Source organism: Mycobacterium scrofulaceum, from assembly GCF_001667885.1.
Taxonomy (GTDB): domain Bacteria; phylum Actinomycetota; class Actinomycetes; order Mycobacteriales; family Mycobacteriaceae; genus Mycobacterium; species Mycobacterium scrofulaceum_C.
On record NZ_LZJW01000135.1, the window covers coordinates 1 to 12,393 of the forward strand.

General features: G+C 66.6%; 12 protein-coding genes. 8 read left to right on the forward strand and 4 right to left on the reverse strand.

Annotated elements, in window-relative coordinates:
* On the forward strand, positions 1 to 363 hold a 363-nt coding region (locus tag A5681_RS19790; protein ID WP_156738068.1), incomplete at its 5' end, for an MBL fold metallo-hydrolase.
* A complete protein-coding gene (hisS, locus tag A5681_RS19795) occupies positions 360 to 1,622 on the forward strand; it encodes a histidine--tRNA ligase (RefSeq protein ID WP_067278974.1) in 1,263 nt (420 codons plus the stop codon). The genes A5681_RS19790 and hisS, both read left to right, overlap by 4 nt.
* Before the next feature lie 11 nt (positions 1,623 to 1,633).
* Here the strand turns inward: hisS and A5681_RS19800 are convergent, their stop codons facing one another.
* The 3 genes from A5681_RS19800 to A5681_RS19810 form a co-directional block, all read right to left on the reverse strand.
* Complete coding sequence (locus A5681_RS19800) at positions 1,634 to 1,858, reverse strand: deoxyribodipyrimidine photolyase (protein ID WP_067278977.1); 225 nt, start codon at positions 1,856 to 1,858, stop codon at positions 1,634 to 1,636.
* A gap of 92 nt (positions 1,859 to 1,950) precedes the next feature.
* Positions 1,951 to 2,436 carry an SRPBCC family protein gene (locus tag A5681_RS19805; RefSeq protein ID WP_067278980.1) on the reverse strand — a complete coding sequence of 162 codons (486 nt, stop codon included), beginning with the start codon at positions 2,434 to 2,436 and terminating at the stop codon, positions 1,951 to 1,953.
* Between the two features lie 81 nt (positions 2,437 to 2,517).
* Positions 2,518 to 3,546, reverse strand: a complete 1,029-nt coding sequence (locus A5681_RS19810) for an Lrp/AsnC family transcriptional regulator (protein WP_067278984.1) — start codon at positions 3,544 to 3,546, stop codon at positions 2,518 to 2,520.
* 127 nt (positions 3,547 to 3,673) lie between these two features.
* On the opposite strand from A5681_RS19810, the gene A5681_RS19815 reads away from it, so the two are divergent.
* On the forward strand, positions 3,674 to 4,531 hold the full coding sequence (locus tag A5681_RS19815; RefSeq protein WP_067278987.1) for an LLM class flavin-dependent oxidoreductase: 858 nt from the start codon (positions 3,674 to 3,676) through the stop codon (positions 4,529 to 4,531).
* Between the two features lie 166 nt (positions 4,532 to 4,697).
* On the opposite strand, the gene A5681_RS19820 is transcribed toward A5681_RS19815, so the two are convergent.
* A complete protein-coding gene (locus tag A5681_RS19820) occupies positions 4,698 to 5,816 on the reverse strand; it encodes a PucR family transcriptional regulator (protein WP_156738069.1) in 1,119 nt (372 codons plus the stop codon).
* A gap of 175 nt (positions 5,817 to 5,991) precedes the next feature.
* Between A5681_RS19820 and A5681_RS19825 the strand changes: the two genes are divergently transcribed.
* The 5 genes from A5681_RS19825 to A5681_RS19845 form a co-directional block, all read left to right on the forward strand.
* On the forward strand, positions 5,992 to 6,819 hold the full coding sequence (locus A5681_RS19825) for an alpha/beta hydrolase (protein WP_067278993.1): 828 nt from the start codon (positions 5,992 to 5,994) through the stop codon (positions 6,817 to 6,819).
* A gap of 31 nt (positions 6,820 to 6,850) precedes the next feature.
* Entirely contained in the window at positions 6,851 to 8,464 is a 1,614-nt protein-coding gene (gene mdlC, locus A5681_RS19830) for a benzoylformate decarboxylase (protein WP_067278996.1), read from the forward strand.
* A 10-nt stretch (positions 8,465 to 8,474) separates the two neighbouring features.
* Complete coding sequence (locus A5681_RS19835; RefSeq protein WP_067279001.1) at positions 8,475 to 10,301, forward strand: FAD-binding oxidoreductase; 1,827 nt, start codon at positions 8,475 to 8,477, stop codon at positions 10,299 to 10,301.
* 218 nt (positions 10,302 to 10,519) lie between these two features.
* Positions 10,520 to 11,239, forward strand: a complete 720-nt coding sequence (locus A5681_RS19840; RefSeq protein WP_197498660.1) for an alpha/beta hydrolase fold domain-containing protein — start codon at positions 10,520 to 10,522, stop codon at positions 11,237 to 11,239.
* Positions 11,236 to 12,393, forward strand: a 1,158-nt coding sequence (locus A5681_RS19845) for a cytochrome P450 (RefSeq protein WP_067279005.1), incomplete at its 3' end; no start/stop codon positions are given. The genes A5681_RS19840 and A5681_RS19845, both read left to right, overlap by 4 nt.

Sequence of the window (12,393 nt, forward strand, 5' to 3'; positions counted from 1 at the left end):
GGCGCCTTCTTCCGGGAGCCCAAGCAGGTCGTCGAGCTGGACCGCGACGGCGACAAGCTCGACCTGGGCAGCGTGACCGTCAACGTCGACCACACCCCCGGGCACACGCGCGGGTCGGTGGTCTTCCGGGTGTCGTCCGACAAGGAGGACAAAGACTACGTGTTCACCGGTGACACCCTGTTCGAACGCTCGGTGGGGCGCACCGACCTGCACGGCGGCAGCGGCCGCGACCTGCTGACCTCGATCGTGAGCAAACTGCTGGTGCTCGATGACGACACGGTGGTCCTCCCCGGGCACGGCAACGCCACCACCATCGGCGCCGAGCGGCGTTTCAACCCGTTCATCGAAGGGCTGAGCCCGTGACCGAGTTCGCCGCTCCCAAGGGCGTGCCCGACTACGTGCCGCCCGACTCGGCACAGTTCGTGGCGGTCCGCGACGGGTTGCTGGGCGCCGCCCGCCGGGCCGGTTACGGCGACATCGAGCTGCCCGTCTTCGAAGACACCGCGCTGTTCGCCCGGGGCGTCGGCGAATCGACCGACGTGGTGTCCAAGGAGATGTACACCTTCGCCGACCGCGGCGACCGTTCGGTGACGTTGCGCCCCGAGGGCACCGCCGGGGTGGTGCGCGCGGTGATCGAGCATGGGCTGGACCGCGGCGCGCTGCCGGTCAAACTCTGTTACGCCGGGCCGTTTTTCCGCTACGAGCGTCCGCAGGCCGGCCGCTATCGGCAGCTGCAACAGGTGGGCGTGGAGGCGATCGGCGTCGACGACCCGGCTCTTGACGCAGAGGTCATCGCGGTCGCCGACGCCGGCTTCCGGTCGCTGGGGCTCGACGGATTCCGCCTGGAGATCACGTCCCTGGGGGATGACAGCTGCCGCCCGCAGTATCGGGAACTGTTGCAGGAGTTCCTGTTTGGGCTTGACCTTGACGACGAGACCCGCAGGCGCGCCGAGATCAACCCGCTGCGGGTGCTCGACGACAAGCGCCCCGCGGTGCGGGCCATGACGGCCGACGCGCCGGTGTTGCTCGACCACCTGTCCGACGTCGCCAAGCAGCACTTCGACACCGTGCTGGCCCACCTGGACGCGCTCGGCGTGCCGTACGTCATCAACCCGCGCATGGTGCGCGGCCTGGACTACTACACGAAGACCACCTTTGAGTTCGTGCACGACGGCCTGGGTGCGCAGTCGGGCATCGGCGGCGGCGGCCGCTACGACGGCCTGATGCGCGAGCTCGGCGGCCAAGACCTGTCCGGGATCGGGTTCGGGCTGGGCGTCGACCGGACCCTGCTGGCGCTGCGCGCCGAGGGCAAGAGCGTGGGGGAGGCGACCCGCTGCGACGTGTTCGGCGTGCCGCTGAGCGAGCAGGCCAAGCTGAAGCTGGCGGTGCTGGCCGCGCAACTGCGTGGCCGCGGCGTCCGGGTCGACATGGCCTACGGGGACCGCGGCCTCAAGGGTGCGATGCGCGCGGCCGACCGTTCGGGTGCCCGGGTCGCGCTGGTCCTCGGCGACCGGGACATCGACGCGGGGACGGTCGGCGTGAAGGATCTCTCGACGGGCGAGCAGGTTTCATCGCCCGCTGATTCGGTTGTCGCCGAAGTTCTTTCGCAACTAGGGCGGTAGCCTTCGTCGGGTTATTTCTTGCTGGGAATGACGATGACGACGATCAGGGTGAGGATCGAGAAGAACAGCCCGAGAATTCCCCAGCCAATGGGGTTGCGGCCCTTCATCATTGCGATTAATCCGCAGACAATTGCGGCGATCACGCTACCGATGGCGACGAAAATTCCCTTGATCCCGCGCAGGATAAAGCCCGCCGCGACCGGGTCCGAACTCGCCAGAATCACCGAATGCAACATTTCAGGTCCTTTCGTGAGGAGCCCTGACCTGATACCCGCCCGAATGCCGGATAAAACCGCGGCGGGGTTTATGCGCTCGGCCGGAAAGCGGGTTATCCGCGCGGATAACCCCGCCGGACCGTGCGGTCCAGAATGCCCAGGGTGGCCCGCAATGCGCCCTCGGACAGAATCGGGAAAATCCCGGCCTCGCGCCACTTCGGGTCGATGTTCGACCAATCGTAGAACGAGGTGACCACGGTGGCCGAGCCGTCCTCGGTCGGCTGGAGTCGATAGCCGTAGACGTGCCCGATCGGCGGTTGAATCTGGCCGAGAACCGTCCACGCGATCAGGCGATCGCGTTCGAACTCCTTGATGTCCACGGTGACGTCATACTTGCCGAATTGCGGAAAGTCGTTCAACGCCTCTCGGTCCATGTGGACCACGAATTGGTCGCCGACGCCGTTGACCGGGTCGCCGTCCGCGTCCTGCAGCATCCCGGACGAGTCGATCGCGACATGGCCCTGGGGGTCACACAGCACGGCGAAGATGTCCGCCGCCGTCGCCGCGATGGTGCGCTGAACCTCGATGCGTTCGGTCATCGTTTCCTCGCAGCCGCCGTAGGTACGACACGATCGTGGCTCACTCTACGACCCGGGTGCGCCGCGCCGAGCGGTTCTGGGTCAGCCGGCCGGGGATGGCCGCGCAGCGCGCGCCGTGATCGGGTTCATCAGCCGCCCGTGTGCGATCACCGATCCGTGTTGCTTGAGCCGCTGGCTGCGGATGCTCACGTCGTAGGTGAGGATCTCTTCGATGGCCCCGAGCTGGTCGGCGAGGTAGCCGTACAGGTCGCGGACGTCGCGACAGATGACCACCGCCATCAGGTTCTTCCTTCCGCTGACGGCGGCGGCGAATGCGACGTGGTCGTGCGCCGCGATTTGTTCTCCGACGCGGTGAGTGTGCCGGGGTGGCACCGTCAGCCACAGCATGGCGCTGAGGTGGTAACCGAGTCGCTCGGGAAGCACGTCGACGTCGTACAGCAGCGCCCCGGACGCTTCGAGCGCCGCCAGGCGCCTGCGCACTCGCGCTACCGACCAGCCGGTGCGTTCGGCCAGCCGCGAGTAGGGGGTGCGGCCGTCGTCGGCCAGCGCGTCGAGCATGGGCCGGTCCTCGGGGGCCGGCCGGGAGGGCTGGCCGGCCGGTGTGCGGTCGTCGCCCAGGATCCGTGCCGCCTGTGCTCCGCTGAGCTTGTGCCCGTAGCCCGTCCACGGCGCGCTCGGCGGACGCCCGAACGTGTGCAGCACCGCGTCGATGTCGATGTCGATGACGGAACTCGTTCGCGGAAGGCGTTTTAGCAGTACGTCGTCGCGGCTATCGCCGAGCGGTGCCCGGATGGTGCACACCAGGTCGGTCCAACCGGACAGGACGTTGGCGTGGGACACGTCCGGGTTGCGGACCAGTGCGTCGGCCAATTGCGGGATGCGCTCGGGCTTTGCGTGGATGCGACACACCCAGTGGGTCCAGTCGGCGTCGGCGTCAACCCACGGGTTCTCCAGTCCCACGACGCGGACGACCCCGGTCCGGCGCAGCCGGTGGTAGCGGCGGGCAACCGTTTGTTCGGTCGCTCCGACCACCTCGGCGATGCGGCGAAACGGCACTCTGGGCGATATCTGCAGGGCATGCAGGATTTGTCCGTCCAGCGCGTCAATCATGAGTAATAGTAGGCATTCAGCGACATCGGATGATGATTTATCCACATTTCGAGCCCATCGTTGGCTGTTCCGTCGCCGGCGATGCCAGCCTTGCACCCACCACGCAGTCGAAATAGCGGAGGGCGTCATGCGACTCGGAATCGGTATGCCCAGCCACATCTCCCACGTGCCCGGGCCGTCGACGGTGCAGTGGGCCCGCCGGGCGGAGCAACGAGGATTCGCCGGCCTGGCCACCATCGACCGGCTGGTCTACGAGAGCCTCGATTCGATCGTTGCGTTGTCCGCGGCAGCGGGCGCGACCAGTGAAATCGGTTTGATCACAAACGTTCTGCTGGCTCCGCTGTACCCGGCCGCGCTGCTCGCCAAGCAGCTCGCCACCATCGCGGACGTCTCCGGCGACCGGCTCATCGTGGGTTTGGGTGTGGGTAACCGGACCGACGACTACGCGGCGGTTGGCGTGGACTTCCGCCGGCGGGGGCGCGTTCTGGACGAGACGGTCGGATTGTTGGGCGAGGCGTGGCGCGCTGCGCCGGTCACCGGCGACAAGGCGCTGTGCCCGCGGCCGGTGCGCATCCCCGTCCTGTTCGGGGGACGGTCGGAGGCGACCATGCGCCGGGTTGTGACGATGGGCGACGGCTGGTCGGCCGGCGCCCTGCGCGACTACGACAATCAGGCGTCGTTCGCCAATCGTGCACGCGCGGCGTGGCAGGAGGCGGGCCGGTCGGGGCAGCCGCTGCTACACGCCAGCGTGAACTTCGCGTTCGGTGATGAGGACACCGTCCGGCTCGGCCGCGAGCATCTGCAGCGCTATTACGGATTCAAACCCGACTACGCAGCTCTCAACGTCGCCGACATGCTGACCACCCCGGAGGACGCGGCGGCCACCGTGCGCGCCTACCGCGACCTCGGTTTCGATGGGCTGGTGTTCCATCCCTGCGTCACGGGGGTCGACCAGGTGGATCGCCTTGCCGACGCCGTGCTATGAACTGCCGCTGCGTTCAAGGAGATTGCACGGTGCTTGGCGAGTTCATGGAACGTGCTCGAATAGCTCATGCCTAGGGACCGCTGAGGAGGTAATCCGGAGCTGTCCCAATGATTTTCAGAGCGTTTGGCGCCTGGGGCGTCGTGTCAGATCGCGCGCGGTCTCTCTTCTAGGTGCGTGCAGCTTGCAATGCCACCGCGACTTGGGCCAGCCAGAAATTGTCGGTCAGCGGTCGTCCGGTGAGTTCGGCGAATCGGCGCAATCGGTAGTTGATGGTGTTGCGGTGACAGTGCAGTTCGTCGGCGGTGGCCGAGACGGACTGGCCGCGCTGCAGCCAGGTGTCGACCGTGGTGAGGAGTGGTTCGCGCCGTTCGGTTGGCAACTCGAGTACCGGTCCCAGCGTGGTTGTCACGACGGATGCGGCGGCGTCTGGCGAGCTGGCGAGCAAGACTGCGATGACGTCGCGGTTGTAGCGAGTACTCGGGCGACTGTTCGACGACGCCGACATGGCGACTTGAGCTTGAGCGCGGGCTTTCGAGCAGTCGGCGATGTCGGTGAAGGGGCTGCTGAGGCCAATCCTGATGGGGATGTCGGTGCAGATGGTCGCGGCGGTGGTATCCAGCGCGTCGGCGCGGTTTCGCCGAAGCGATACGACCCCCAATTGCGAATGAGACGTGAGGCGAAACCACGAGCCCTGGACAGCGGGGTGCGCCGAAATCAGCGTCTCGATGTCGGGAGGCGAATGCTCCACCGACGGCTCAGCGCTGGTTGCCGAGATGATCGTGAGCTGCCCCGTCCGCGGGAGACCGAGGATGGCGACCGCGTCCCAGAACGCTGCTCCGATGCTGGATTCGTTGAACAGCACCGTATCGAGCAGGGCGGCGCGAACTTGTTCGTTGCGTCGGGCGTTGCGGATGTCGACTTCGCGGAAAACCGCGTGTGCGCGAAGCGAATTGGTGTTCATCCAGGCGAAGATGGACGGTGTCGCCGCGATGAGGGCTTCCTTGTCGATTTCGCCTGTGTCCGCCAGGCGTGCGAGCTCGTCCCAGATGGTCGCGGCGCCGAGGCGGTAGGCGTGCAACAGACTGGACTGCGTCAGACCTTCGCCGGCGCGGTGGAGAATGGCGGAATCGAAGCTGTGGTGGCCAGGGTCAGTGCCTTGGTCGATCCACTCGAGCATTTCGTCGAGGTACTCGGCGATGTTGCCCCTGACGGTCTCGCCGTTGTCGTCGTCGATGGGCAAATAGTCGGGTACTTCAGCGCGCAGCCGGGCGAGGACCTTGGTCACGATTGCGGCCGACTGTTGTCGCACGCGATTGGTGAGCACGGTCAGCGGTCGTTGCTGCAACATGTAGCGGATCGTAAATCGCCGCGGCCCGTTGTGCGCTGGCACAGGTTTTGTGACTGTAAATCTGGGCTGCTGTTCATTGTGCAGTCCACACCGAGCGATCACGCTTTTTGCTATGAACGCCCCCTCTGATCAGACCATTGTTTTGATCCATGGCCTGTGGATGACACCCCTGGCATGGGAGGACTGGGTCGCGCGTTACCGAGCGCGCGGTTTCGCCGTCCTGACACCGGGTTACCCCGGCGTGGCCCCCGGCCCAGCCGGAGTTGCCGCGCTGCGCGAGGACCCCGCACCCTTGGCCGACCTCGGGGTGCGGGAGGTCTTTGATCATCTCGCCGAGATCATCGAGGAACTCGCCGAGCCGCCGATCTTGATGGGCCATTCCTTCGGCGGTACCTTCGTCCAGCTCCTGCTCGACGCCGGTTATGGGCGGGCCGGGGTGTCGATCGACGGAGCCGCTGTCAAAGGCATTAAAGCGCTGCCGTTCTCGGAGATTCGGGCTACATTTCCGGTATTGAGCAATCCCGCCAACCTGCACCGAGCGGTGCCCATCACAGCCGAGCAATTCCATTACGCGTTCACCAACACACTCACCGAAGCCGACTCTGCGAGCGCCTATGAGCGGTACGCGGTTCCGGTGCCGGCGCGGATCTTGTTCCAGGGCGGCCTGGCCAACGTCACGCCCCACGCGGCCACCACCTACAACTTCGCCAACGACGATCGCGCGCCGCTGCTGTTCATCGCCGGCGGCCACGACCACATCCTGCCACCCGCGGTACAGCACGAGAACTACACCAAAAACGCCAAACACTCGGCCGCGATCACCGCCTACAAACTCTTCCCCGAGCGAGACCACTTCACCTGCGGCGCACCGGGATGGGAAGAAGTCGCCGACTTCGCCCTGAACTGGGCGCTGAGCCCCGTGCCCGGGGAACTCGACTGACTCCTTCCACAACTTCGAACGAAAGCCACCTATGACCACCGTGCGCGACGCCATCCTCGACCTGTTCCGTTCGCACCATCTGACCACCTGGTTCGGCAACCCCGGCTCGTCGGAACTAGCGCTGCTGCAAGACTTTCCCGACGACTTCCGCTACTTCCTGGGCCTTCAGGAGATGATCCCGGTCGGGATGGCCGACGCCTACGCGCAAGTCACCCGCCGCCCCGCCGTGGTCAACCTGCACACCGCCCCGGGCATGGGTAACGCGCAAGGCCAGATCTACAACGCCTACGTCAACAAGACGCCGCTGATCATCACCGCGGGCAACCAGCGCCGCAACATGCAAAACCAGTACTGCCTGCTGACCAACCACGAACCCACCACGACACCAAAGCCGTTCGTGAAGTGGGCCGCCGAGCCGGCGACCGCCAGTGAGTCCCCGGCCGTGCTGGCCCGGGCCATCCACCTGGCCACCACCCCGCCGATGGGTCCGGTGTTCGTGTCGCTGCCGATGGATGACATGCCGATCGAACTGACCGACGACCAGCTCGCTGATATCACGGTGGTGCGCGATCGCACCGTGACCCACGCGACGGGTTTCCCGACCGAGCTGGCCGAACAGGTCGGTGCACAACTCGACGCAGCCGCCTCGCCGGCGATCGTCGTCGGCGGCGATATCGACCGTTACGACGCCTACGACGCGGTGATCGAGCTGGCCGAGCGCACCGAATCACCGGTATACACCGCACCATTGACCGGTTGGAGCGGGTTCCCGGAGAATCACCGGCTCTACCACGGCGCTCTACCTCCGGGGGCGGGGTGGATCTCCGGACTCCTCGCCGGCCACGACCTGATCCTCACGATCGGTACACCGGTCTTTCGCTACTACCCATTGGTGCCCGGGCCGTACCTGCCCAGCGGCGCACGCCTGATCCAGATCACCAACGATCCCGACGAGGCCGCCCGCGCCCCCGTCGGTGACGCGATCGTCGCCGACATTCGCGCCACCACCCGGGCCCTCGCGGCGGCGGTCAAACCCACCCAGCGCTCCGCGCCCGCCCCGCGCGCCGCAGTCCCGGAACGGGTCTCGGAGCAGGTGCCGCTCAAGCCCGCGGATCTATGGACCGCCGTTGCTCACGCCGCACCCGCGGACACATTGTGGGTCAGCGAAGCGGGCAGCAACGAGATCGTCATGACCGAAAGCATCCGCCCGGGCAATCCGCTCTCACACCTGTCGGCCGCGGGTGGCGGACTCGGCTGGGGGCTGCCGGCATCGGTCGGTGCTCAAATCGCGGCTCCCGACCGTCCGGTCGTGTCGTTGATGGGCGACGGCTCCATCCACTACGCGATCACCGCGCTGTGGAGCGCGGCACGCTACAACATCCCCGTCACCGTGGTGGTGGCGTCCAACGCCGAATACGGCGTGGTCAAAGAGTTTGGCGTCTGGGAGAAGACCCCGAACGTTCCCGGGCTCGACATCCCCGGCCTCGACATCGTCGGAACCGCGGCCAGCTACGGCGTCGACGCCCACGAAGCACACAGCTCCGACGAGGTATTCGAGTTGGTCCAAGCCGGCATCGCCGACCGCGACCGACCCACCCTGATCAACGCCCGCACGACACCCGTGCCCGCGGGATTCGGCAACTAGGAGACATTCGGTGGATGGCACGATCATCTCGGCGTTCGCCGCGGCGCTCCAGGGCCGCGACGCGGTGGCCGCCGACGAGGCCACCCTGGCCGAACACGCCAGAGATTACTGGGGTTTCGGCCAACGACCTGGCCTGGTGCTGCGCCCGCACAGTCGCGACGACGTCGTCGCCGCGGTCAAAGTGGCTGCCGAACACCACGTTTCGTTGGTTACCCGCGCCGGCGCATCGAACTGCAGTGCCGGAGTGATGGCCGGCGCGGATCGCGTGGTGATCGACCTGACACAGATGAACCAGATCCTCGACATCGACCCGGCAGCTCGCACCGCTCGAGTCCAGCCCGGTGTCATCAACTTCGATCTGCAGCAGCGGCTGGCCCCACACAAACTGGTGTTCTCACCCGACCCGGTATCGGCACATCTGGCGAGCGTCGGTGGCAACATCATAGAAAATGCCGGTGGGCCACACGCTCTCAAGTACGGCGTTACCTACAACCACGTCCTCGGTGTCGAAGCGGTTCTGGCCGATGGCACCGTGATCCACCTCAGCGCGGCCGACGACGGCCCGGATCTGCTCGGTGTGCTGATCGGGTCGGAAGGCACCCTTGCGATCCTCACGGAGGCGACCGTCGCGTTGCGCCCGATTGCTCCGGTCACTCGCAGCCTGATGGGCAGCTTCGACACCGCCCGGGAGGCAGCCGAAACCATCTCCGCGATCATCCGGACCGGGACCGTGCCCGCGGCGGTCGAATGGCTCGACCGGGCCGGCATCAACGGCCTGCAGCAGTTCACGGACACGGGATATCCCACCGACGCCGACGCGATCGTGCTCATCGACGTCGACGGGACCGCCGACGAGGTCGACCGCGACGCCGCGATCGTCGAAAAGGTTCTGCGACAACACGCCACCGAGGTGCGCCGCGCCGACGACGACGACGCCCGCGCCAAGCTCTGGTACGGACGGCTGCACGCCCCGGACGCCGTCGTGCACAGCGGCAAAGGCTTCTTCATCGGCGACGTCACCGTCCCGCGCCAACACATTCCGGAGATGCAGCAGGCCATCCAGCACGCTGCCAAACGACACTCGGACGCCCTGCTGTTCATCGCTGTGACCGGACATGCCGGAGACGGGGACCTGCACCCGACCACCTTCTACGACAAGGAGAACCCCGACGCGCCCGCGGCTTTGGAGGCCGCCAACAACGAAATCATCGAAGCGGCATTGAAGCTGGATGGCACCATCACCGGCGAGCACGGCGTCGGGACGGAGAAAATCCAATTCATGACCAAACGCTTCACCCCGGTCGAGATCGCCGCCCAACGCATCCTCAAGCAAGTCTTCGATCCCGCGCACACCTTCAACCCCGGCATCATGCTGCCCGAACCCTCGCCGGAAGAGCCCGCGCTGCCTGCGTTCGAGGCCGCCGTGCGCGCGGCGCTGGAAGGTCATCCGGCCGTCGCGACGCAGGCCGACGGCGACGACACCTCGATCGAGGTCAACACCGGCAACTTGAACCTGGTGGTCGGCGCCGCGGTCACCCTCGACGACCTCTCACGCAAACTCCACGAGCAAGGCGTGACCTGCCCGGCCATCCCGACCGAGGGCCTCGACCGGACCGTCGGCGAGCTGGTCGCCAACGCGACCGGCGAGGAACGTCTCGCGATCCGCCACGGACTGCTCGGCCTCGAGGTCGTCCTGCCCGACGGCGCCGCGGCCCGCTTCGGCGGGCAGAACATGAAAGACGTCGCGGGCTACGACACCAAACGGCTATTCATCGGCGGCAGGAACGCATTCGGAACCATCACCAGCGCCGTCTTCAAGATTGCGGTCGCACGGTGACGCCGCTCGTGAGCTGACCCAGACCGATGTCCTGGCAGATGCATGCCATCGCTACCTACGGGCGGCTCGTTCGTCGACCTCGCACCTACGCAACGGAACGGAGTGCCCGCGCTTTCCTGAATCGCCCGAAGAAAAGCGGCGAACCACCGTCGCGGCTCGCGACGTCGGCTCGTTACCATCTGACCAGCGCCACCGTGAGCGGGTTCGGCTGCTACACAGTGCAATCAGCGGGCGGTGCGCCCATTCCTACCCGCGGTCCGTCGGTGGTCTACGTCCACGGGGGTGCCTACGTCAACCAAATCGTGCCGGCGCACTGGAAACTCGTCTGCGCGATCGCCGACGCGACCCGGCGCCCTGTGCACGTCCCCCTCTACGGACTCGCGCCGCAGCATCGTGCCGAGGAAGCGATCGACTTCGTCGGGCACGTGATGGGCCGAGCCGCGCACGATGGGCCGACCTATCTGGCCGGTGATTCTTCCGGCGCGGGCCTGGCGCTCGCCGCTACCCAGGCGACCATCAGCGCCGGAGCCACCCCGCCGCTCGGGCTCACCCTGATCAGCCCGTGGCTCGACATCGCGCTGACCAATCCCGCCATCCCGACCCTCGCCAAGCGCGACCCCTGGCTCGCGGTTCCCGGCCTTCGCGAGTGCGGCCGCGTGTGGGCCGGACACCTCCCGGCGAACGACCACCGGGTCAGTCCCATCTTTGGTGCGCTGCACAATCTTCCACCGATCGACCTCTATGTCGGTGATCGCGACATCTTCGTCGCCGACTGCCGTCGGCTGCGGGACGGCATCGGCACCGGCCGCATTGCCTACCACGAGCAGCCCGGGGCGATTCACGTCTACCCGCTGCTGCCCGTTCCCGAAGCCAAACCCGCGCGCCGTGCACTGCTCAGCCACATCGACGCCGCCCTCGTGAAAAGTGCGGCACTTTGACGAGTCGCGCAGCCGCCCTGCCGCGCACCACGACGCTCGAAAGTCTGCGCTTCACCACGCTGGTGGCGCTGCCCAACGTGGCCGAGGGCCTCTTCAGCCGCCGGCCCGCGGTCACCGCTGCGCTCAACCGAGCCGGTGTCGCCCGTCGCGCACACCGGCTGCTCACCGCGCTGCGTCGGCGCTACGGTGATGGACCGATCTGGATGAAAGTGGGAAGCAAGCCCACGCTGCTCGTCTTCGGCCCGGATCAGATCCGTTTCGTACTCTCCCACGCGCCAGAGCCTTTCGCGTCCGACCCCGAACCCAAACTCTCCGGAATGAACAAATTCCAGCCGCACGCCCTGACCATCTCACGAGGCGACCATTGGTCCGACCGCCGCCGATTCACCGAAGCCGTCCTGGCACACGCCGCCGGCAGCGGGGCGGTCGCCCACCGCTGCGACACGGTCGCGGACCAGGAAGCCCGAGCCATGCCCGACAACCTTGACTGGCCAGGGTTTCATAGCGCGCTACAGCGAATCGCGCGCCGAATCATTCTCGGAGACAACGCAGCTGACGACCGACAGATATCGGCGCAACTCGTGACGCTGATGGCCAGAGCGAACCCGCCCGGCAAGGGAGACCCCGAGCTCTTCGACACCTTCCTGAGCGCGCTGAGCCGCTACGTCCACGCCGCGGACGCACACAGCCTGGTCGGACAATTCGCGGCGGCACGCACCTCCGACATCACGTACCCGACCCATCAGGTCATCCACTGGATGTTCGCGATGGGTGACACCCTGGCCATCAATCTCTGGCGGTGTCTGGCGCTGCTGGCCACACACCCCGAGATTCTCCTCAACGCGCAGAACGCGATCGACGCACACGGTGCTCACGACTACCTCGTGGGCTGCCTATCGGAAGCGATGCGCCTCTGGCCCAGCACGCCCGTCTTGGCGCGAACCCTCACCGGGCCCACCGAGTGGGACGGCGAGATGGTGCCCGCGGGAACACAAGTGATGATCGTCAACACCTTCAACCACCGCGACACCAGCCGTTTTCCCGGGGCCGATCAGTTCAATCCCACAGCGTGGACGCAAGGGGCCGCCCAGACGTCGTGGTCATTCAACTTCTTCAGTCACGGCCCGCAAGCGTGCCCGGGCGCCGACCTTGCG